This window comes from Noviherbaspirillum sp. ST9 (assembly GCF_048799745.1).
Classification (GTDB): domain Bacteria; phylum Pseudomonadota; class Gammaproteobacteria; order Burkholderiales; family Burkholderiaceae_D; genus Noviherbaspirillum.
The window spans coordinates 70,140-92,994 of record NZ_JBLWFR010000012.1; the positions used below are offsets into that span (position 1 = coordinate 70,140).

A 22,855-nucleotide genomic window follows, 5' to 3' on the forward strand; every position below is an offset into this window, starting at 1 on the left:
TGCCGCGCATGAATTATTTGACAACAACCCGGTGAGGAGGTTGTGGGTGCAACAAGGACGGCGGACACAGACAGATTCTTACGCGCCGCCAGGGAGATACTGCCCGTTCCTGCTGCCCTGCCCTTCCTCCTATTCAACCGCGATCCGCAGTCCTGCCGCCGTCGCCCACGGAGCCAGCGCGGCCGCGCCGGCAAGTGCTCCGCCCAGCAACAACAGGTGCGCCGTTGCGCCGACACCCGACGCCTCGGCACCGACCGAACCTGCACCGAAGATCAGGACCGGGATATACAGCGGCAGCACCAGCAGCGCCACCAGCACGCCGCCACCGCGCACGCCCAGGGTCAGCGCCGCACCGATCGAGCCGACCAGGCTCAGTACCGGTGTGCCGAGCAGCAGGCTCACGAAGAGCACCGCCACCGACGACGCCGGCAGGTCGAACTGGATCGCCAGCACCGGCGCCAGAAGCACGAGCGGCAAGCCGGACACGATCCAGTGCGCAATGACCTTGCCGATGACAATGATGGTCAGCGGCTCGGAAGATAGCACCATTTGTTCGAGCGTGCCGTCGGCATAGTCGAGTGCGAACAGCCTGCCCAGCGCGAGCATCGATGCGAGCAGTGCCGCGACCCACAGGATGCCGGGCGCCATGGTGCGCAGCAGTTGCGGTTCCGGCCCGACGCCGAGCGGGAACAGGCTGGCGACAATGATGAAGAAGAAGAGCGTGGTGAGCACATCCGAGCGGCGGCGGAACGCCAGCAGCAGGTCGCGCCGGACGACGCAGATCAAGGCATTCAGCATATCCGCCCCTCGTTCATGTCCAGGCGCAGCGCGCGCTTTGCCGAGAGGTCGATTTCCTGGTGCGTGGTGTAGATGACCATGCCACCGCCCGCGAGATGCTTGCTGATTGTGCCGCACAGCGCCGCCACGGCACTCTTGTCGAGGGCAGTGAAAGGCTCGTCCAGAATCCAGAGCGGCATCGCCAGTCCGAGCGACAGGCGGGCGAGCGCCACGCGCTTGCGCTGCCCCTGCGACAGGGCACGCGTAGGCAGGTCGGCGGCACGGCCCAGGCCGAGCTGCTGCAGGGCCGCGTGCGCCTCATCCTCGGTCACCGGCGCGCCGGCCAGTGTCGTGGAGACGACCAGGTTTTCCCACGCCAGCAGATCGTCCTTCACACCGTTCGCATGACCGATATAGACCAGCTTGCTGCAGAACTCATCACGCAGGCGGCGGATGTTGCGACCTTCCCAGCGCACCTCCCCTGCCATGGGCACGGACAGGCCGCACAGCATGCGCAGGAGGCTGGTCTTGCCACTGCCATTGGTTCCCGACACCCACAGGGCGTCGCCGGGCTGGATTTCAAAGCTGAGATCGGCAAAGAGTTGGAGGTCGCCGCGAACGCAGGTAAGGCTATGTGCCTGCAGGCTCATGCGCGGTCTTTCCCGCGTCGAAAGACACGAAGTATCGAGAAGAACATGGATGGGTATTTGTTAAGCTTATTGCCGAAATGCATGCACATAACATGCCACGGCTCGCAATTATATGCGCAGTCCAAAAGCGTAGCCCGGATGTAGCAAAGCGGAATCCGGGGAAGGCGTTAAGCACATCCCCCGGATTCCGCTTTGCTACATCCGGGCTACAGGAGGTTTTCTCTTACGCGCTCAGCAGCGCGCCGAGTTTTTCATAATCGAGAATCTTGATGCGGCGTCCCATGACGGTGATCAGGCCTTCCGACGAGAAGTCGTGCAGCAGGCGCGACAGCGTCTCGGGGGTGAGGCTCAGGCGCGATGCGATGAGCGTCTTGCTGGCGATCAGTTCGACGGTATCGCCTGCCTGGTACTGGCTCTGGCGCAGCAGGTAACCTGCCAGCCGCTGCTTGGCGGTCTGCAGCGAATAGCTTTCGATATCGCGCGTGAGCGTATAGAGCTGACGGCCAACGCACACCATGAGCTCCTGCGCAAAGGTGAAATTGTCTTTCGCGACTTCGAGAATTTTCTCGCGGGTGGTGTGGACCAGCATCGAGTCGGTGGTGGTCTTCACGAAGGCAAGGTGCGCGCGGTCGAGCAGCATTTCGCCCAGGCCGAAGCACTTGTTCTGTCCCAGGATGGCGAGCGTCTTCTCGCTGCCGTCCTTGCGGTCGAAACCGATCTTGACCTGTCCGTAGACGACGACGTACACGCCCTTGGGCGCGTCGCCCTGGTTGATCACGCAGGTGTTCGTCGTCGCGCGTATCGGTTGCGTGGCCGACGTCACCTCGTCCAGCTGACGCTCGTCCAGCATGCGGAACAAGGATGTGTTGGCAAGAATGCGTTTCAGGTTTTGCATGGAATCTTCTCGCGGCGATCGAGCACGGTCTAGTCTCATTCTCGGTCCTGCATCGGTTGAGTAATGTGTTGTTTCGCCATATAGCTGCTGCATCGATGTCCCCTCTTGATTGGAGTACTCCACACTGCTGCTGGCGTCTTTTCCCACGAGCATCACAATGCAAGATGCGGGCCAGCTCCAAGGAAAAAATGTCGATATGGACTGCCTTTCGCGTCATCAAAAGTGCAACGAAGCTTGTTGCATATCAACGTGAAGGCAAGGATATCGATCCCCTTCGGTTTTTTAATGATCTAGATCAATTTTCCCCAACTGCGTTTTCCCTCTGGGAATTTCGTGCAAAAACGCGGGAAAAAACAGGCGAATTCCGTAAGCGCGGCGTAAGCAATCACGTAAGCCTCACCACCATTGCTTGCTGTTCGCATGGGGCACGCTGTGGCAGCGTTCGCAGGAGTTATGCGTAACGAATGCGACCCGGTCGTGACACACGCCGCAATATTGCCCGCGGAAGATCTTCTCCATTGAAATCTCGTTCGCGCCCGCTTTCGGAATGAACAGACTGTCATGGCAATTGCTGCACGCCAGCCATTCCGTATGCGAGTTGTGCGGAAAGCGCACCCACGGCATTTCCTTCGTGTTCTTGAGGATGACGTCGAGGTTGAGGACCTGGTGCGGCTTGCTGTTGGTCAGGTCGGTACGCGGCTTGATTGTGCCGCTGCGCAGCGCCCCCATCCAGTCGACGGCGCCGCGCTTGTCCAGTGGAAGCTGGGCGCGCATCTCCTCGCTTTTCTGCAAGGTGGCGTGGTCAGGGTTGCGCGGGTCGTAGAAACGATTCTTGTCCGCGCCCTCGTCGGCCGTAATCGTCGGCGCCTCGTCAGGCACCTCCTCGATCCTGACGGTCGGCTCGACCGTCGCCTTGCGCAGCTGCGAATACGCGCCCTTCTGCACGGACAGTACAAGCAGGCAAGCAAGGAACAGCACGAGGAGATGACGAATGCGGGGCATGACGAGGAGGAGAAGCGGCAATATCCGTCCAGACTATATCGATGCCTGCCGGCATTTCATTTGATTTGCATCAACGCCGCCCGGCTTCCCGAAACCGGGGATGCTGTGCTGCCGCGGCGCAACAAACCTGTCAATGGCGCGAACATCCGAAAACCCTATCCTGGATCAAGGAATCCGAACTTCGCATGAGAAAAAATGCCATGATCACGGAGCCCTGACCATGGACACGATTTGCGCCTACCTGAAGCACGACCACCAGCGTTGCGACGACCTGTTCGACCAAGCGGAGACCAGCGTTGCGCAGCGCAACTGGAAAAGTGCCATCGACAACTTCCGCAAGTATCAGGACGTCTTGCGACAGCACATCCGCATGGAAGAAAAGGTCCTGCTTCCCACATTCGAGCAAACGCTCGCTGGCGGCGCGGAACCCGTTGCGATGCTCCGCTCGGAGCACAAGCAGATCAATGGCATCGTCAACCGCATGTGGGAGGCCATCCAGCGCTTTGACGCGGCGGATTATGTCCTCCATGCCGAAACGCTGACGCTCCTGATGCAGCAGCACACGCTGAAGGAAGAAGAAATGCTGTACCCCCTGCTCGACCGTGCCCTGGCATGCAAGCGCAGCAAGATCATCAGCGCCATGGCCGAGTACCTGAAGCCCGCCACCCCCGATTTCGCCGCAAGCTGATCCCGCGGCCTGCAGCCGGCGAAGATTCCTTTGAACTTCGCCCGGCCTCATCCCTCTATCCATCGATTGTTGCAGCCGCACATTTTCGGCACGCTCCTTGCTTTAATGCCGTCTGGAATCGCACCGTGACGATGCAGTCATCCCGCGGTCACTGCGGAACGACATGATGTGCGATCGTCATGCCAAGTGTGCATCCCGTCCATGAGACGGGACCGGCATGTTGCCGAACGCATGCGACACCATCGCATCCAGTAAATCACCATCAATAACTTATGAACGACTTATCTTTGCAATACATCGAAAACGTCACCTACGATGAACTGAGCATCGGCCAGTCCGCACGCCTCGTGCGCACCCTCGCCCTGTCGGACATCCAGGCGTTTGCCGCCGTCTCCGGCGATTACAACCCCACCCATTTGGATGCCGAATACGCGGTGCAGACGCTGTTCCACGGCGTCGTCGCGCACGGCATGTGGGGCGCCACCCTGATTTCCAGCCTGCTGGGCACGCAGTTCCCCGGCGCCGGCACCATTTATGCGGACCAGTCCCTGCACTTCAGCAAGCCGGTACATGTCGGCGACACGCTGACCGTGATCGCTACCGTCACCGCCATGGATGACGCGACCAAGCGCGTCACGCTCGATTGCCAGGTGATCAACCAGAAGGGCGTCGTCGTGCTGTCCGGCACGGCCGTCATCATCGCGCCGACGCAGAAGATGCGCCGCAAGGCCATCAACGTGCCCCAGGTGCGGACTTTTGATCCGCAGGCGCGATTCGATGCCCTGCTCTCCAGCGTGAGCCACCTGTCCGCGGTCCGTTGCGCAGCCGTCCACCCCTGCGACAAGGAGTCGCTGCGCGGTGCACTGAACGCCGCCCACTTCGGCCTCATCAATCCGGTGCTGATCGCGCCTGAATCGAAACTGCGCGCCGTTGCCGAAGAGGCGGAACTCGACCTCGGCGGCTTCGAGATCATCTCGGTTGAACACAGTGTCGCCGCCGCGCAGCGCGCCGCCGAAATGGCCGCCAACGGCGAAGTCGAAGCCCTGATGAAAGGCAGCCTGCACACCGACGAACTGATGAGCGCCGTGGTCACCACCCGCGCGCTGCGCACCAAGCGCCGCCTGTCGCATGTCTTCCGCTTCGACGTCCCGATGTACGACAAGCCGCTCCTGATCACCGACGCGGCGATCAACATCAAGCCGACGCTCGAGGAAAAGGCCGACATCATCCAGAACGCGATCAACCTCGCGCACGCGCTCGGCACCGAAACCCCGCACGTGGCCATCCTGTCGGCAGTCGAAACCGTCAACATCAAGATGCAGTCCACGCTGGACGCCGCCGCCCTGTGCAAGATGGCGGACCGCGGCCAGATCAAGGGCGGCGTGCTCGACGGCCCGCTGGCCTTCGACAACGCGATCTCGATGGAAGCCGCGCGCATCAAGGGGATTGATTCGCCGGTCTCCGGCAATGCCGACATCCTTGCCGTGCCCGACCTCGAATCCGGCAACATGCTGGCCAAGCAGCTTGAATACCTGGCCGGCGCGACGACCTGCGGCATCGTGCTCGGCGCACGCATTCCGATCGCCCTCACCAGCCGTGCCGACAGCGCCAATGCCCGTGTGGCCTCCGCAGCGCTGGCATTGCTGCTCGCACACCAGAACAGGAAGGTGCAGCCATGACCAACGACGCTATCCTCGCGGTCAACGCCGGCTCGTCTTCCCTGAAGTTCGCGCTGTATCCGCAGAACGGCACTGACATCGGCGCCGCGCCGTTGTCCGGCAACATGGAAGGATTGGAAGTCGGCGGTTCGCCGGTCGTCAAGATTTCGAGCAAGGACGGCAACAGCAAGGAAACGCTCGACGCCGGCGACGGTTCGCCGCACGAGCGCGCGCTCGCCGCGTTGCACAAGGTGCTGGAGCGCCATGCCAAAGGCATCCGCATCACCGCGGTCGCGCATCGCATCGTGCATGGCGGCGACCGCTTCGCGGAATCCGTCGTGCTCAATGAAGACACGCTCGCCTACCTCGAGACGCTCTGCTCGCTGGCGCCGCTGCACCAGCCGCACAACCTCGCGGGCGTGCATGCGTTCCGCAAGCACTTCCCCGACCTGCCGCAGATCGGCTGCTTCGACACGGCCTTCCACGCAACCCTGCCGGAGATCGAGTACACCTTCGCCCTGCCCCAGGCATTGCGTGAGGAAGGCATCCGCCGCTACGGATTCCACGGCCTGTCGTACCGGTATGTGACCGATCGCCTGCTGGAAAAAACCACGCGGGCGAAAGAGCGCATGATCATTGCCCACCTCGGCAACGGCGCCAGTGTCTCCGCCGTCAAGGGCGGCAAGAGCGTCGCGACCACGATGGGCTTCTCGGCGCTGGACGGCCTGATGATGGGTACGCGCTGCGGCGCCATCGATCCGGGCGTGCTGCTGCACCTGCTGCGCCAAGGCTGGAGCTGGGAAAAGCTGGAACGCACGCTGTACCGCGAATCCGGCCTGCGCGGCGTGTCGGGGGTGTCCGCCGACATGCGCACGCTGCGTTCGAGCGAGGATCCCGGCGCGCAACTGGCGATCAATATCTTCACCCACCGTCTCGTCCGCGAATGCGGCGCCCTCAGCGCCTGCCTGCAGGGACTCGACGTGCTTGCCTTCACCGGCGGCATTGGCGAGCACGACACGACCTTGCGCGCGCAGGCGTGTGATGCGCTGTCCTATCTCGGCGTGAAGATTGACGCAAAGGCCAATCTCGAAGCAACCAATGATGTCATCATGCCGATCCATGCGAAGGACAGCAGCGTGGAGATTTGGGTGGTGCCGACCGATGAAGGAAGGGTTGCGGCGCAGGATGCGGCGCGGCTGATCACCTGATCGGAGCCTCGGGCCATGAAGAAGGCGGCACGTTGTGCCGCCTTTTTTGTGTGTGAACGTAACTGGCCTGCACGCTCGTCGCCATATCCACTTGCAGGAGAGCCGGAACGCTCGAAGCACCATAAAGGTCATCCGTCATCCCCGTACAAAAGAAAAACGGCGGCACACCGTGCCGCCGTTTTTTCGCACCCTCCGCAGATCAGTCGAAGCGCCTGCCGCGCACGTCCTCTCGCACGCGATCGGCAAACCCCGCCGCAGCGAAGCCGGGCCCCTTACCCGTTATGGGCGCGAATGAACGATGAAACGATGGGGCAGATATTCTCGCGCCAGCGACGGCCGGAGAAAATGCCGTAGTGGCCGCTGTCCGGTTCGACATGGTGCTTGCGATGTTCCGCCGGAATCGACGCGCAGAGCTTCTGTGCGGCTTCGGTCTGGCCGATGCCGCAGATATCGTCCTTTCCGCCTTCGACCGTCAGCAACGCGACGTTCTTGATGTCCTGTGGACGCACCAGCTTGCCGTCCACTTTCCACGTGCCGTTGGCCAGCGCAAAGTCCTGGAAGACGATCTTGATGGTCTCGAGGTAGAACTCGGCGGCCATGTCGAGCACCGCGTTGTACTCATCGTAGAACTTCACGTGCGCATCGGCGGGATGCCCATGCGCGCGGTCTTCGTAGAAGTGCAGGTAGCTTTCCATGTGCTTTTCCGGATTCATCGCAATGAAGCCGGCATGCTGCAGGAAGCCTGGATAGACGCGGCGTCCGGCGCCCGGATAGTTGAACGGCACGACGTCGATCACGGTGTTCTCGAACCAGTCGTACGGACGATCGTGGGCGAGCTTGTTCACTTCCGTGGGCGAGATGCGTCCGTCGATCGGGCCGCCCATCAGTGTCATGGTACGCGGCTGGATGTCGCCGGCCGACGCCATCAGCGACACGGCCGCCAGGACCGGAACCGTCGGCTGGCAAATCGCCATCACGTGGACGTCGGGGCCGAGCATGCGGATGAAGTCCTGCACATAGTGCACGTAGTCGTGCAGGTGGAACGCGCCTTCGGAGAGCGGCACCATGCGTGCATCGACCCAATCGGTGATGTAGACGTCCTGCTCATGCAGGAGCACGCGAACGGTGTCGCGCAGCAGCGTGGCATGGTGGCCGGACAGCGGCGCGACCAGCAGCAGCTTGGGCTGGTTGAGCGGCGTGCGGGTCTTCTTGGCGAAGTGCAGCAGCTTGCAGAACGGCTTGTCCACGGCCAGCGTTTCTTCGATTTCGACGAAATGGCCGTCGACGGTCGTGGATTCGATGTTGAAGCCCGGTTTCTTGTAATCCTTGCCGATGCGGTGGAACAACTCTGCTCCCGCGGCGATGTTCTGCGCGAACGGCGTGTAGGCGAGAGGAGAAACCGCGCTGGTGAACAGATGGGAGACGGCGTCGGCCCATTGCGCCATCGGGCTGATGGCGGCGTGTTGCAATTCATGGATCTGGTACAGCATTTTTGTGTCCTGACGTTTTCAGTACTTCATTCAAAGATTTGCCATCAGGAAAATGCAAAGACCGTGCCACCCGGCAACTCTGGAACGTCGCGTGAAAAAAAAAGGCCGCCTGGGTTCAGGCGGCCAAAGGGCTTTCCCTACAGGAGGGAGAGGAGACAACGGGTAACTAGAACTCCATCCAGTCGTCGGTGCCGGTACGTACGGCAGCGGCGAGTTTGGGATGGCGCGGCACGATGCCGGTAGTGGCTTTGGAGGACGCCACCTTCAGCGGTGCGACACTGTTCGGTTCGACGGGTGAGGCTTCGGCTTCCGGCGTTTCGTCCTGCAGGCCGGAATCCGCGAATTGCTCCAGCTTGAATACATTGACGACCTGGGCAAGATTGGCAGCCTGCTCCTGCATCGCTTCCGCAGCCGCCGCGGATTGCTCGACCAGCGCCGCATTCTGCTGCGTCACTTCGTCCATCTGCGTGATCGCCTGGTTGATCTGTTCGATGCCGGCGGTCTGCTCGTTGCTGGCGGAACTGATCTCATCCATGATGTCCGTCACGCGCTTGACGCTGGCAACCACCTCGTGCATCGTCGCGCCGGCCTGGTCGACCAGTTTCGAACCCACGCCGACCTTATGCACGGAATCCTCGATCAGTGCCTTGATTTCCTTTGCTGCGCCGGCAGAACGCTGGGCCAGGTTGCGCACCTCGGCGGCTACCACGGCAAAACCGCGCCCCTGTTCGCCAGCACGTGCTGCTTCGACCGCCGCGTTGAGCGCCAGGATGTTGGTCTGGAAGGCGATGCCGTCGATGACGCTGATGATGTCGGAAATCTTCTTCGCAGAGTCGTTGATCGAATGCATGGTGTCGACAACCTGCTCGACCACTTCGCCGCCCTTCACCGCGACTTCGGATGCGGACTGCGCAAGCACATTGGCCTGCTTGGCGTTGTCGGCGTTTGCCTTGACGGTGGAGGTCAGTTCTTCCATCGATGAAGCGGTTTCCTGCAGCGAGCTGGCCTGCTGCTCGGTGCGCGAGGACAGGTCCAGGTTACCGGTAGCGATCTCGATGGACGCGGTCGTCATGGTTTCCGTACCCGAACGCACCTGCGAGACAATGGTCACAAGGCTGGTGTTCATTTCCTTGAGGGCTTCCATCAGTTGGCCCGCTTCGTCCTTCGACTTGACCTGTACGTCGCAGGTCAGGTCGCCCTGCGCTACGCGGCGTGCCACGCCAACCGCTTCGTTCAGCGGACGGGTAATGCTGCGGGTCACCAGCCATGCGGCGCCGAGACCGATCACCAGCGCTGCACCGCCGAGTGCCCAGGTCAGGATCAGCGCACTCTTGTAAGAGGCGCGCGCCTCTTCCACGGCAGTGTCTGCCATCTTGTCCAGCATGCGGACCAGTTCGTCCATCGCGCCCAGCCACTTCTTCTGGTTCGGCCACACTTCATTCACGAGCAACTTGACGGCTTCTTCCTGCTTGTCTTCGTTCAGCAGGTCGACCACCTTGTCGGTCAGGGGCTCGGTCGCAGCCTTTGCGGCGGCAATCTTGGCCAGCACTTCCTTGCCCTTGTCGCTCGTCATCAGGCGCTCGAGGTTCTCGACATAGGAGGCATATTCGTCGCGGTCGTCAAAAATCCGGTCGGATTCGCGTTCCTTCTGCTTTTCGTCCGTCATCAACGCCAGGTTACGGGTGGCCAGGCCAATGGAGAGCACCGACTGGCGCATCTCGAATGCGGCCTTGGTCATCACATTGTTCTGGTTGACGATACCGTCGAGGCTGCGCTCGATGGACGCCATGCGCGAGATGCCAATTAGCGCCAATGCGATCATCAGTACCAGCACCAGGCCAAAACCCAGGCCAAGGCGAATGCCGATTTTCAGATTGGAGATTTTCATTTTCCTCATCCCTGTAGATGAAAGCCTTCGTCGATCTTGATGGTTGTCAACTTTGTCCTAGGGCAAAAGCAAATAGTCTGCCAGCCGACAATATTGGCGGCAGATCAAGGGAAAGCTGTGGAATCAACAAGATTTGGGGAAGATTCTGTCTGTCAGTTTCCCGAAAGCAGGAAATCCATCCTGATTGCGGGAAATTGTCGTCTCGGTCGGAAACGATTCGGCAAAACCCCTTTTAAATCATGGTCTTCAGCCGCATTGCCCATAGTTGCCACATGGCAATATTTGACGGAGAAACGCCGTCCTGACATCGGGACAATGGCTTGGAACGGCCGACCACGGGATTTGTGACAAAAACGCATAAATCAAGTGACAAAACGTTGCGTTCATACACTTTTTGCTCGCATATACTTCGAACCAGACTTGCTTACAGCTATAACAATTGATGACGCGCCCGCGCGCCGATTCATGACAACTTCACACGAGGATGCACTCCATGACCGCACGTACTTCCGTCCATCGCCTCCAGGTTGCCACCGTCCTGTACCGCTTCATTGAAGACAAGGTCTTGCCCGGCACCGGCATCGACAGCGCCACCTTCTGGAAAGGCTTCGACGCCATCGCCCACGACCTGGCGCCGAAAAACGCCGCCCTGCTGGCTGAGCGCGACCGCCTGCAACTGGAACTGGACAAGTGGCACCGTGCCAATCCCGGCCCGATCCAGGACATGGGAGCCTACCGCGGCTTCCTGCAATCGATCGGCTACCTGTTGCCGGCCCCGGGCGATGTCAAGGCGACCACGGCCAACGTCGATGCCGAACTGGCACTGCAAGCCGGCCCGCAGCTGGTCGTGCCCATCCTCAACGCCCGCTACGCGCTGAATGCCGCCAATGCACGTTGGGGCTCCCTGTATGACGCCCTGTATGGCACCGACGCCCTGCCCGAGACCGATGGCGCCACGCGTGCCGGCGGCTACAACCCGGTCCGCGGCGCCAAGGTCATTGCCTTTGCCCGCAACTTCCTCGACCAGACCGCGCCGCTGGCCAAGGGCTCGCATGCCGACGCCACCGCCTACCGCGTGGAAGGCGGCAAGCTGGTTGTCGCGCTGAAGGACGGCGCCACCGGCCTGAAGGACGAGCAGAAGTTCGTCGGTTTCCAGGGCAAGGCGGAAGCGCCCTCGTCCGTCCTGCTGAAGAACAACGGCCTGCACATCGACATCCAGATCAACCGCGACACCAAGATTGGCAGTCAGGACGCCGCCGGCGTGGCCGATGTGGTTGTCGAAGCAGCCCTGTCCACCATTCTCGACCTGGAAGACTCCGTCGCCGCCGTGGACGCGGAAGACAAGGTACTCGCCTATGAAAACTGGCTCGGCATCCTGCAGGCCACGCTGGTGGAAAGCGTTTCCAAGGGCGGCAAGACCTTCAACCGCACCCTGAACGCCGACCGCAAGTACACCGCCGGCGTAGGCGCGACCGACGCCAAGGATGGCGTCGTCACGCTGCACGGCCGCTCCCTGCTCTTCCTGCGCAACGTTGGCCACCTGATGACCAACCCGGCCATCCTGCTCGACGGCGGCAAGGAAATCCCGGAAGGCATCCTGGACGCGATCGTGACCGTGACCATCGCGCTGCACGACCTCAAGCGCAAGGCAGGCCAGGAAATCGGCAACTCGCGCACCGGCTCTGTTTATATCGTGAAGCCGAAGATGCACGGCCCGAAGGAAGTGGCGTTCGCCAGCGAACTGTTCGGCCGCGTCGAGCAGCTGCTCGGCCTGCCCAACGAAACCGTCAAGCTCGGCATCATGGATGAAGAGCGCCGCACCAGCGTCAACCTCAAGGCCTGCATCAAGGAAGCCGCGGGACGCATCGCCTTCATCAACACCGGCTTCCTCGACCGCACCGGCGACGAGATGCACACCGCGATGCATGCCGGCCCGATGATGCGCAAGGGCGACATGAAGACCAGCAAGTGGCTGTCCGCCTACGAGCGCAGCAACGTGCTGACCGGCCTGTCCTCCGGCCTGCGCGGCCGCGCCCAGATCGGCAAGGGCATGTGGGCCATGCCGGACCTGATGGCCGCGATGATGGAACAGAAGATCGTCCACCCGAAGGCAGGCGCCAACACCGCCTGGGTGCCGTCGCCGACCGCCGCCACGCTGCACGCGCTGCACTACCACCAGGTCAGTGTCGCCGACGTGCAGAAGGAACTGGAAAAGATCGATGCGCCCGCCGAGATCGAACGCCTGCTCGGCGAACTGCTGCAGATCCCCGTCGTCGCCAAGGCCGAGTGGTCTGCCGCCGAGATCCAGCAGGAACTGGACAACAACTGCCAGGGCATCCTCGGCTACGTGGTGCGCTGGGTCGACCAGGGCGTTGGCTGCTCCAAGGTGCCGGACATCCACAACGTGGGCCTGATGGAAGACCGCGCCACGCTGCGCATCTCCAGCCAGCACATCGCCAACTGGCTGCTGCACGGTGTCGTCACCGAAGCGCAGGTCACCGAGACGATGCAGCGCATGGCCAAGGTGGTGGACGGCCAGAATGCAGGCGATCCGCTGTACAAGCCGATGGCGCCGAACTTCGAGGCATCGTACGCGTACAAGGCGGCGCGTGACCTGGTCTTCAAGGGACTGGAACAGCCGAGCGGTTATACCGAGCCGCTGCTGCATGCCTGGCGCTTGAAGGTGAAGGCGGACGCTTGATACGCTTGTAAAAGGCGTTGAATGAAAGCGGGCCGGTCTGCGAAGACTGGCCCGTTTCCTTTTCCGCCATCACTTTTGGCGGCTCGCAATCATTTCATCCCGCGTCTTGCGGCAACGAGACTGCGAGCACAGGAGAATCAAGCGCTTTCGCTTGCTCTTCCGCGTGCTGCCTGACATCCCGGAAGAACTGCTGATACGTCGTATCCAGGATCTTGTTGAACACCTCGCTGTTTTCGATGTAAGAACTTCTGTACAGGCCAGGAGCAAACCCGGTCTCGAGAATGAAAGGCTGGATCCCTGTCTCCGTGTACCGGAGGATGATATCGAAACTCAGAAGCAGGACTGTGTTCTCCGCCCGCTCATCCGGCATCAGGAAATTGTCCAGGATATGGCGGCCCACCCAGATCGCACTCAAGGCATTGCCGATTTCCTTTTCGATCTTCTTGAACAGCAGCTCCTTGTCTTCTTCGATCCCATCAAGATACTCGTCCGTCGTGATGTTGTGATCGATCTGGCCTGACTGCATCGACACCACGGTGATGCACGCTTCCCGGTCAGGTGTTTCATTTGCGTTGTAGACCTTGTTGGAAATCCGCGGCGCTCCCCTGCCATACATCGTGAACTTCAAGGGCTCCCAGGAAAAGACGCCGACGAGGAAGCGCAGGTCGGCCTTGTGTGCGCCCTTGTAAAGCACGCTGTCGGAAATGAACTCTTGCGCGACGTACCATTGATCGCCATTGGCCTCGAGTTCCCTGATGACGCTTTCGCAATTCGTCCGATCGATGACATGGATCCCGCGACTGTTGGCGTCGAGATAGGGCTTCACGATGATCGGTCCTGTGGTAACCAGTTCCGGCAGTTCGTTGATCAGCGCCGCCTTGCCGCGTAACCGCGTCCGCGGCCGGGACACTTTTATTCCTTGCGATTCAGCGTACTGAAAGCACTCTTCCAGATACCATTTGCCAACGTAGGTCATCACGCTGTAGAACGACAGATATCCCTTTTTCCAGACTGTGTTGCGCAGGTGAAGCGCATACTTGTTGGTGATCGTCATCCCGCAGGCGTTGTTCGAACTGATCACGTCATGCTTGATCAGATAGCTCATCACATCCACGTTGTGCGCGTTGACTTCCGTGGACGGGGAATCCACGTCGTTCTTGTGTTCATAGACGTAGTCCGGCCTGACCAGGTGAGGCGCCGTGATCTGTATTTCCTGTCCGTTCTTCAGGATAAATCCACGCCGCGCAAATACATGGCCTTCGATCACGACAAGATTGTTCCAGCTTGTGACCACGACTTCATCCGCCGCCGCTTCCGCCTGCTCGAAAAATCGATTGTGGTAGTTGAACCTGAAATAGTCGAACGGCTTCTGTTTCGTTTCCCCGACAAGGAAGAGAAATTGCACTTTCTCTTTCACGACATTGTTCTGTTCGTGCGCAGCGGTCGCTGCGCGTCCTTTCGTGCTCCTGCTTTTCTTCATGGTTGACTATCTCTTCGATCAGGAAATGGAAGTCACTCTAACCGTCGAACGAATGAACACGTCGCAATTTGAAACAAGATGAGCCATTGCGGCGACTCGATGTACACCACGCGTGAAGGCGAAGGCCGAATGAGGAGATGGAAGAATGAAAATGGGCCGGACTACACGGACCGGCCCGCTTGTTTTTCAGCTGCTTCACTTCCACGAAATCAGCAGGTGAGGTTTCCGCCCGCATCCACTCCCAGCAACCGGGCGATATCGAGGTAATACGTCACACGCATCTGCATCTTCAGGTAGCCGTCGGAACCTGCTGCCTTGCCGCATTCCAGCGCACCGTTGATGCTGCGGGTCGTTTCGCCGAATCCGGCGTTGTTGACCATGGCCGCATGTCCCGTCATCGTTCCCGCGCCGACCGACGTCATCCAGAACCAGAGCGCCGTCTTCCAGGCAGTGGCCGCGTCCGTTTCCACCAGGTCGGGATTGTTCAGGAGGTCGACGCCGAAAGCCGCGCCGGCGGTGGCGTAGTTGTAGTTCCAGCTGATCTGCAGCGGCCCCCGTCCGTAATACTGCTTTCCCGGCGCGCAGGGATACTGGACGCTCGCCAGGCAATAAAGCGGCCAGTTGGCCTGGTTGAGCTCCGTGACGTATCGCAGCCCACCGCTCTCATGCATGACCTGTGCAAGGAATGCCGCCGCCTCGCGCAATCGCACTGGTCTATCCCCGGACCCGGCAAATTCCGGGAAGGCCTTGACAGCGTCGACCAGCCCCGCATAGGTATAGAACGAGGCGCGGTTCGGGAATATCTGGTTGAATTGCGCTTCGGTGACGATAAAGCCCGGTTCGACGACAGGTGCAGGCACCGTCGGTGTTGTCACCGGCGGAACCGTCGTCTGCCCCGCCCCGGATATGGCCCCGGGCGTACCGCCGATCTGCACCCAGAGGTCCTTCGCATCGCCTCCTCCGCACGCTGAAAGCACTCCCGAAACGCATAGTGCCGCTGCCAGTTTTCTTACCATCTTCATAGGTCTCCCCCTTTATCAAGTGCACCCATATCCGCAAGTTGCGTACCGGAAGCCAACATTGCGCTAAGTGCTTGATTTGATGCGGTAAGCGCACAGACTTGTGCCCAAGACCTTTGAAAGGTGCAAGTTTCGCCGTCACAACGGCATGCGGAATTGAAAGGTCAGGAGGCCGCCGCCTCTGGAAGGACATACAATTGACCCCAATTAAGAAATGGTTTCTGCAGAGTTGTTCAGGCAGCGGAGGATGGGGTAATGCACCTCGACGTAAGAACGGTATTTTTCATGCTCGCCATCGCTGCGTTGTCAGCGTCGGCGTCCCTTTTCCTGGCGCAGCGGATGAAGCTTTCCGTGCATGGCATCAAGCATTGGGCCTGGGGACTCGCGATTGCCGGCAGCAGCGGCTTTCTCCTTGCGGCGCGGGGCACGATCAACCCGGCCTTGTCCGTCGTGCTGGGCAACTGCATGCTCTTGCTGGGCTATTCGTTTCTCTGGACGGGCATGCGGCAATTTGTCGGTGTTCCTGTCCGGGCATGGTTCCTGTTGGTGGCGCCGATGCTTGCTGCCGTCGTTTTGTCCCTCTATTTCCTTGATGATCGCAACGGTCCCGGACGCATCGCCTTCCTGTCGTCGCTGATCACGATCCTGTCGGTGCTGGGCGCCTGGGAACTGCTGCGCACGAACAAGGACCGCCGGCTCGGACGCCGCTGGGTTGCCTCGATCCTGCTGCTGCACGCCGCTTTCAATATCTGGCGCGCCGCTTATAACGCCCTTGGCCAGAATATCGATGGCCCCTACGCCCTGGGGTCGCTGTCCACCGCCACCGGCGTCGAGGCGTTCCTGTTCATGGTCTTCCTGACCCTGGGCCTCATCCTGATGACGACGGATGCCCTGCAGACGGAATTGAATCGCCAGGCAAGCCGCGACCCGCTGACCGACGTGCTCAACAGGCGTGCCTTCCACGAACTATTCGAACGCGAACTGTCGCGCTCGCAGCGCGTGGAGAGCCCGCTATCCGTACTGCTGATGGATATCGACCATTTCAAGCGTTTGAACGACACGTATGGCCATCATGCGGGCGATCTCGCGCTCAAGCATTTCGTCACCATCACTTCCCTCTGCCTGCGCGCGCAGGACATCCTCGCCCGCTTTGGAGGAGAAGAATTCGTCGTTCTCCTCCCCGATGCCAACATCGATGCTGCGCAGATCGTCGCGGAACGGATCCGAGGCCAGCTCGCCAACCATCCCATGGCGACGCCAGACGGCGATGTGTCGTTTACGGTCAGCATAGGCGTAGCGGTCGTAACGGAACAGGCAACCGACCTGAAGGACATACTCAGCCGCGCCGATGCCGCGCTTTACCAGGCAAAAATGAAAGGCCGCAACCGTACCGTCGCGGCGTAAGAAGCCTCGTCCCTGGCGGTCCGGACTGTCCAGAAGTCTAGCGTCGCGGTATGCGCTTGTGGATTTCCAGTTCGGCGATGCCGTAGGTAACGGTGCGGTTTCGCGTGGTCTTTGCCTTCAACAGCGCCATGTCGGCGGCATGCAATACCGCTTCCCAGGAGTCGCCATGCTGGGGATAGCTCGCGACGCCCAGCGAGATCGTGATCCTGTCGAGCGGGCGGCCGTCCATTGCCATTTCCAGCGCTTGCGCTTTGTCACGCAACTTTTCGGCAATTTCACTTGCGGAGGAAAGCGGTGTCCCGGGCAAAATGATGGTGAATTCCTCGCCGCCATAGCGGCAAGCGAGATCGCTGCCGCGCATTTCCGCCTGCAGCATCTTGCCCACGCCACGCAGCAAGGCGTCGCCGGCCGGATGTCCGAACGTGTCGTTGAAGCGCTTGAAATGATCGATATCGATCATGATCATGGAGAGCGGCGTATCGTTGCGATCCGCCCTTCTCGTCTCGCGCAGCAGCGATTCTTCCATGAAGCGCCGGTTGAACAGCCCGGTCAGTCCGTCCCGCATCGCTTGCGCGTGCAGTTTCTCCGTCAACTTCAGGTTTTCCAGGGTGAGCGCGGCGTGCTCGGCAAACGCGACTGCCAGCGGCTGTTCGTCGGAATGCGAAAGCTTGTCATTTTCGAGGTGCAGGATGCCCAGCATTTCGCCCTGTACCACGAGCGGCACGCAAACGTAGCTGCTCGGCGGCGGATCGTCGACATGATGGCAGCGGGGTTCGTGGCCGGTTGCTTCGACGCGGTACATTTTTCCCCGTCGCACCGCCCAGCAGTCCTGCGGCAGGAAATCCGCTTTGACTGCGGGATCCCTCCAACTGGTGCGCGACTCATAGTGGTCGCCGCTGGCGTGCAGCAAATACAAGGTGCCGGGCTGTTGCGGAAATAGCCGCAGCGCGAACTGCCGCACCACCGCCAGGACTTCATCCTGGGTCGCGCAAACCTGCATGGCATCGCTCATCTCTTTCAAATCGCGCAATTCGTTGCCGTAGCGCTGGAGTTCCTGGATGCGGCCTTGAATCGATTGCGCCATGTCATCCATTGCGGCGCCAAGCTGCCCGATTTCGCCAGCGGACCGACGCATTTCGGTACGTGCCGCCAGGTCGCCATTCTTGATGCGTTCGGCGACGGCCTCCAGTCGTCGCAACTTGCGCAGAATGAGCCGCTTGCTGCCCGCCCAGCTTGCACCCAGCACAAGAAGCAGTGTCGCCCCCAGGAGCAGCAGGTCATTGCGGAACGACGCGATTGCGCTTTCATACGCGACATCAGCCGGCACACCGGTGGCCAGGAAAACAGACTGTGCCTGCGTCTTGTAGATCTTCGTATACGCGAACATGCGCTGCACGCCATCCGCCCCTATCAGGTCGAGGATTCCCTCATCCGCCAGGTTATTGACGGCCGCCCGGATAATCGGCGCATCGGCAATGCGGCGAGTCCCCTTCCATCCCTCCGGGTCGGGATAACGCGCCAGAATCAGACCGGTCGAGTCGAACACGAAGATGACGGAGTCCTGCGATAGCTGCGCGGTGGGCGGCAACGCCTCGACATTCGCCAGACTGAGCGAGGCGTACAGGATGGCCTCCATCTTGTTCTGGCGATTCGTTACCGGCGCTCCCAGCAACACAAAGGGCGTACCGGTGATCGGATCAAAGCGATAGCTTCCGGTGCCCACATCTCTTTTCTTCAGTGCTTCCTGGAAAAACTGCCTGCTGCTGACGTCGTCAAGCTCTGCGGAAGCGCTTACGGAGCAAATGGTCTTGCCCGTGGCCGTCGCCAGCATGATGTCCGAATATCGTGGAAATACGTGCGGAAATTCCGCCCGGAGGAAATCGCATCGATGCCCTTCCGGTCCCTGAAAGGCGGGAAGCTGCGCCATGGACTTCAACACTGCCTTGGCATCTTCGATGGTTTGGCCATGCGCTGCTTTCAAGACCCTGACCAGGCGGGCAGCGTTTTCCCTCGCATTTTGCTTCTGGGACAGGTATTGCTGGTATGAATTGAAGACGAGCAAGGTGAACAGCGGCGCCAGGACCAGGAAAAGTACAACCACCAGGCGCGAAGCCAAGCTGACACGCTGAAAAAGTTTCACGAACGCGCGGTTCAATTGTCGATGTATCTGTGTAGACCTGCGTCAAGCAAAACTGTTCAGCAGATGCATCGTGTCGCCGGAACTCGATCCCTGCGCACCAGTCCATCAAGACCACATGCCACATTTACACGGGACTTCGTCATGATTGCGTCGACTGGATACGGGGCGACCAACGCCCATGAACCGCTCAGCAAACTCGATTTCACGCGCCGCGACCCCGGTCCGGAGGACGTGCAGATCGAAATCCTGTACTGCGGGGTCTGCCATTCGGACTTGCATACCGCCCGTAACGAATGGGGCAACACCGTGTACCCCGTCGTGCCGGGGCACGAGATCATCGGCCGCGTGATGGCGACCGGCGACAAGGTCACCCGCTTCAAGCAGGGGGAGATGGTCGGCGTGGGCTGCATGGTCGATTCCTGCCTGCACTGCCACGCGTGCGCCGAAGGGCTGGAGCAATATTGCGAGAATGGCTTCGTCGGCACCTACAACGGCGAGGAAATGCATAGCGGCGGCATGACCTATGGCGGCTATTCCAGCAACATCGTCGTGCGTGACAGGTTCGTGCTGCGCATTCCCGCCAACCTGGATCCGGCAGCAGCGGCGCCCCTGCTCTGCGCCGGCATCACCACCTGGTCGCCACTCAAGCAATGGCAGGTCGGGCAAGGACACAAGGTAGGTATCGTCGGTCTCGGCGGCCTCGGCCACATGGGGATCAAGCTGGCGCATGCGATGGGTGCGCACGTGGTGCTCTTCACGACCTCGCCCGGCAAGCGGGAGGATGCATTGCGGCTGGGTGCGAACGAGGTGGTGGTGTCGAAGAACGCCGGAGAAATGGCGGCGCATCGCGACTCCTTCGATTTCATCCTGAACACGGTCGCCGCGCCGCACGCGCTCGATCCCTTCATGGAACTGCTCAAGCGCGACCGCACGATGACACTGGTCGGAGCGCCGGCAACGCCACATCCTTCTCCGCAGGTATTCAACCTCATCATGAAGCGCCGCCGGCTGGCCGGGTCGCTGATCGGCGGGATCGCAGAGACGCAGGAAATGCTGGATTTCTGCGGCGACAAGGGCATCGTCTCGGACATCGAGATGATTCGCATCCAGGAGATCAATGAGGCTTATGAGCGCATGCTCAGGAGCGATGTGAAGTATCGGTTTGTGATTGATATGGCGTCGTTGAAGTGAGTATGGAAGGTGGCGTTTCCTGCGAGTTTATCGATTGACGTTCAGACAGCTCGCATGGGGTTGATGCATCGCCTGCTTGCGGGCGCCGTCCTTTCAAATTCTCAAATTCCGCTTCCCCGTCATCCCCGCCTTCGCGGGGATGACGGAATAATTTCCGAGTGGACTCCACTGTAGTCACCCGCCCGCACACGCGCGCTGCAAAGGGCTGGACGGCCGACTAGAACAACACCTGCTGCCGGCTGATCAAGACGGAAAAATCGTCTCCGATAAATGGCAGGATGCCTTCAGCCACGGGTTGCAACTGGCGCTCGATGTAGTGCTCGTAGTCGATCGGCGAACGCTGCGTCTCCAGCGGCTCCGGCCCCGAAAGCGTCATCACGTAGCGTATCCATCCGCCGTTCTGGTACTGCAGTGGCCGCCCCTGCTCCCGATTGTATTCATCGGCGATGCGCGCCGCGCGCACATGCGGCGGGACATTGCGTTCGTATTCTTCCAGCGGCCTGCGCAACCGCTTTCGGTACACCAGCAACTCGTCGAACGCGCCGCTGCGCGTGCTGCTTACGTAATCGCGCACATAGTCGCGGTACGCCTCACCCGTGAAAACGCGCCGGTACAGCTCCTGCTGGAACCGTTGCGCCAACGGCGTCCAGTCGGTGCGCACCGATTCCAGTCCCTTGAACACCAGCTCGCCGCCGGCGACCAGGCCCGCGTAGCGCTTCTTGCTCCCTTCGTCGGAACCGCGGATCGTCGGCATCAGGAAGCGCTGGTAGTGCGTATCGAATTCCAGCTCCAGCGCGCTCTCGAGTCCGAACTCTTCCCGCAGGTGGCGCTGCCACCACTGGTTGACGTGGCGCACCAGCGTCTCGCCGATATCCCTGGCCTGTTCTTCCGTATGCGCGTGCTTCAGCCAGACGAAGGTGGAGTCGGTGTCGCCGTAGATGACGTCATAACCCTTCGCTTCGATCAGCTCGCGGGTGCGCCGCATGATCTCGTGTCCGCGCATGGTGATCGAGGATGCGAGACGTGGATCGAAGAAGCGGCACGCGCTCGTTCCCAGCACGCCGTAGAAGGCATTCATGATGATCTTCAACGCCTGCGAAAGCGGCTGGTTGCCCTCGCGCTTGGCCGCCTCCCGCCCCTGCCAGACCTGGGTGACGATCTGCGGCAGGCAGTGTTTGTTGCGCGAAAAACGCGCCCCGCGGAAGCCCGGAACGGACGCCGCGGGATCGCCGATGCCTTCCACCAAGCCGACCGGATCGATCAGGAAGGTGCGGATGATCGAGGGATAGAGGCTCTTGTAGTCGAGGACGACCACCGAGTCATAGAGGCCCGAGCGCGAATCCATCACGAAGCCCCCCGGGCTGCCCTCGCCCTCCACATCGCCGATATTGGGCGCGACATAGCCCTGGCGGTGCATCATCGGCATGTACAGGTGCTCGAATGCGGCCACCGAGCCGCCGCTGCGGTCGGCAGCAAGGCCGGTGACGCTGGCGCGCTCCAGGAGAAATTCCATCAGCGAGGTCTTCTCGAAGATGCGTGTCACCAGTTCGCAGTCCTTCAGGTTGTAGCGCGCCAGCGCGGGTTTGTCCTCGTCGAAACGGCGCTGGATTTCCGCCATGCGGTCGTAGGGATTGTCGATGGACTTGCCCTCGCCAAGCAGGGTCTGCGATACCTGTTCCAGGCTGAACGATGGGAAATTCCAGGTGGCCGACTTCAGCGCCTCGATGCCGTCGATGATCAGTCGGCCGGCGGCGCCGGCAAAAAAATGCTGGCCGGTGCGATGCTCGCGCCACTCCATCGCACTACCGTCGCGTCCGAACCGCAAGGGCACACCGTACCGTTCCGCATGGCGCTGCAGCACGCGCAGATCGAACTGCACCAGGTTCCAGCCGATGATGGCGTCCGGGTCATGCTGTGCGAGCCAGGCATTCAGCCGTTCAAGCAACTGCGCCCGGCTCTCGCAATATTCCAGATCGAAATCGAGCGCCTCGGCACCGCCGTTCGGCGGGCCCAGCATGTAGACCTGGCGCTGTCCACAGCCCTCCAGTGCGATCGAATAGAGCTCGGCGCGGGCGCTGGTTTCGATATCGAGGGACACCAGGCGCAGGCGCGGACGGTAGCCTTGCACCGGCTTCATCTGGCCGTCGAGCAGGGTCGTTTCCCCAGCGGGATCGGGCAGGCCGCTGAACGCGACCGGCGCAGTAATGAAGCGCTCCATCAGGTAGCGCTCGGGCGGGCGCACGTCGGCTTCATAGACGTCGACGCCCTGCTCACGCAGCCGCTTCTCCAGCTTCAGCAGGTGACGGTACTGGCGGCAGTACAGGCCCATTACGGGCCGGCGCTGGAAATCCGCGAGCGCGAGGGGACGCAGTTCGCGGCCGCGTTCGCCGCGCAATGCCTCTTCCGCCTGCACGCGCTGTGCTGCGGGAATGAATGCAACAGATGTTTGTGGCGCCAGGCGAATCCTGCGCGGACCGTCGTCCGTCGCCAGCCAGAATTCGACTTCCGTGCCGGCGGGCGTATCCCGCCAGTGCCTCGTGAGGAGGAAGCCGTGCTTGAGTTGTTCCAACGTCAACCTTGTATGCGCTTACCGGAGTAATTCGATTGTATGCATACCTTGGTAAAAAAGTCTGGAGACGAAGCATTCGGACGATCGCAACACTT

General features: G+C 60.9%; 16 protein-coding genes. 6 read left to right on the forward strand and 10 right to left on the reverse strand.

Annotated elements, in window-relative coordinates:
• Positions 1-129: 129 nt before the first annotated feature.
• The 4 genes from ccmB to ACNOHI_RS22930 all read right to left on the reverse strand — a co-directional run bounded on the left by ccmB (position 130) and on the right by ACNOHI_RS22930 (position 3,345).
• Positions 130-798, reverse strand: a complete 669-nt coding sequence (gene ccmB / locus ACNOHI_RS22915) for a heme exporter protein CcmB (RefSeq protein ID WP_420477035.1) — start codon at positions 796-798, stop codon at positions 130-132.
• Positions 792-1,427, reverse strand: a complete 636-nt coding sequence (gene ccmA, locus ACNOHI_RS22920) for a cytochrome c biogenesis heme-transporting ATPase CcmA (protein WP_420477036.1) — start codon at positions 1,425-1,427, stop codon at positions 792-794. Before ccmA ends, ccmB begins: the two co-directional genes overlap by 7 nt.
• A 223-nt stretch (positions 1,428-1,650) precedes the next feature.
• Positions 1,651-2,322 carry a Crp/Fnr family transcriptional regulator gene (locus ACNOHI_RS22925; RefSeq protein ID WP_420477037.1) on the reverse strand — a complete coding sequence of 224 codons (672 nt, stop codon included), beginning with the start codon at positions 2,320-2,322 and terminating at the stop codon, positions 1,651-1,653.
• 396 nt (positions 2,323-2,718) lie between these two features.
• Positions 2,719-3,345: a c(7)-type cytochrome triheme domain-containing protein gene (locus ACNOHI_RS22930; protein ID WP_420477038.1), complete on the reverse strand. Its 627-nt coding sequence runs from the start codon at positions 3,343-3,345 to the stop codon at positions 2,719-2,721.
• A 199-nt stretch (positions 3,346-3,544) separates the two neighbouring features.
• Here ACNOHI_RS22930 and ACNOHI_RS22935 point away from each other — a divergent pair, with 199 nt between their 5' ends.
• The 3 genes from ACNOHI_RS22935 to ACNOHI_RS22945 all read left to right on the forward strand — a co-directional run bounded on the left by ACNOHI_RS22935 (position 3,545) and on the right by ACNOHI_RS22945 (position 6,878).
• Positions 3,545-4,012, forward strand: a complete 468-nt coding sequence (locus tag ACNOHI_RS22935; RefSeq protein WP_420477039.1) for a hemerythrin domain-containing protein — start codon at positions 3,545-3,547, stop codon at positions 4,010-4,012.
• Between the two features lie 272 nt (positions 4,013-4,284).
• Entirely contained in the window at positions 4,285-5,691 is a 1,407-nt protein-coding gene (locus ACNOHI_RS22940) for a bifunctional enoyl-CoA hydratase/phosphate acetyltransferase (RefSeq protein ID WP_420477040.1), read from the forward strand.
• Complete coding sequence (locus ACNOHI_RS22945) at positions 5,688-6,878, forward strand: acetate/propionate family kinase (RefSeq protein ID WP_420477041.1); 1,191 nt, start codon at positions 5,688-5,690, stop codon at positions 6,876-6,878. The genes ACNOHI_RS22940 and ACNOHI_RS22945 overlap by 4 nt, the downstream gene beginning before the upstream one ends.
• Before the next feature lie 272 nt (positions 6,879-7,150).
• Here the strand turns inward: ACNOHI_RS22945 and ACNOHI_RS22950 are convergent, their stop codons facing one another.
• On the reverse strand, positions 7,151-8,368 hold the full coding sequence (locus ACNOHI_RS22950; RefSeq protein ID WP_420477042.1) for a polyhydroxyalkanoate depolymerase: 1,218 nt from the start codon (positions 8,366-8,368) through the stop codon (positions 7,151-7,153).
• Between the two features lie 166 nt (positions 8,369-8,534).
• Entirely contained in the window at positions 8,535-10,256 is a 1,722-nt protein-coding gene (locus ACNOHI_RS22955) for a methyl-accepting chemotaxis protein (RefSeq protein WP_420477043.1), read from the reverse strand.
• A 493-nt stretch (positions 10,257-10,749) separates the two neighbouring features.
• Between ACNOHI_RS22955 and ACNOHI_RS22960 the strand changes: the two genes are divergently transcribed.
• Positions 10,750-12,957 carry a malate synthase G gene (locus tag ACNOHI_RS22960; RefSeq protein ID WP_420477044.1) on the forward strand — a complete coding sequence of 736 codons (2,208 nt, stop codon included), beginning with the start codon at positions 10,750-10,752 and terminating at the stop codon, positions 12,955-12,957.
• Positions 12,958-13,051: 94 nt separating this feature from the next.
• Here ACNOHI_RS22960 and ACNOHI_RS22965 read toward each other — a convergent pair whose 3' ends face one another.
• Complete coding sequence (locus tag ACNOHI_RS22965; RefSeq protein ID WP_420477045.1) at positions 13,052-14,437, reverse strand: hypothetical protein; 1,386 nt, start codon at positions 14,435-14,437, stop codon at positions 13,052-13,054.
• Positions 14,438-14,646: 209 nt separating this feature from the next.
• Positions 14,647-15,459, reverse strand: a complete 813-nt coding sequence (locus tag ACNOHI_RS22970) for a chitinase (RefSeq protein ID WP_420477046.1) — start codon at positions 15,457-15,459, stop codon at positions 14,647-14,649.
• Positions 15,460-15,711: 252 nt separating this feature from the next.
• Between ACNOHI_RS22970 and ACNOHI_RS22975 the strand changes: the two genes are divergently transcribed.
• Positions 15,712-16,860: a GGDEF domain-containing protein gene (locus ACNOHI_RS22975; RefSeq protein ID WP_420477047.1), complete on the forward strand. Its 1,149-nt coding sequence runs from the start codon at positions 15,712-15,714 to the stop codon at positions 16,858-16,860.
• A 37-nt stretch (positions 16,861-16,897) separates the two neighbouring features.
• Here the strand turns inward: ACNOHI_RS22975 and ACNOHI_RS22980 are convergent, their stop codons facing one another.
• Positions 16,898-19,000 carry a diguanylate cyclase gene (locus ACNOHI_RS22980; RefSeq protein ID WP_420477048.1) on the reverse strand — a complete coding sequence of 701 codons (2,103 nt, stop codon included), beginning with the start codon at positions 18,998-19,000 and terminating at the stop codon, positions 16,898-16,900.
• A 141-nt stretch (positions 19,001-19,141) separates the two neighbouring features.
• Between ACNOHI_RS22980 and ACNOHI_RS22985 the strand changes: the two genes are divergently transcribed.
• Positions 19,142-20,191: an NAD(P)-dependent alcohol dehydrogenase gene (locus ACNOHI_RS22985; protein ID WP_420477049.1), complete on the forward strand. Its 1,050-nt coding sequence runs from the start codon at positions 19,142-19,144 to the stop codon at positions 20,189-20,191.
• Between the two features lie 217 nt (positions 20,192-20,408).
• Here ACNOHI_RS22985 and ACNOHI_RS22990 read toward each other — a convergent pair whose 3' ends face one another.
• Positions 20,409-22,760 (reverse strand): DNA polymerase II, encoded by a 2,352-nt coding sequence (locus ACNOHI_RS22990; protein WP_420477058.1) that lies wholly within the window; start codon positions 22,758-22,760, stop codon positions 20,409-20,411.
• Positions 22,761-22,855: the final 95 nt, after the last annotated feature.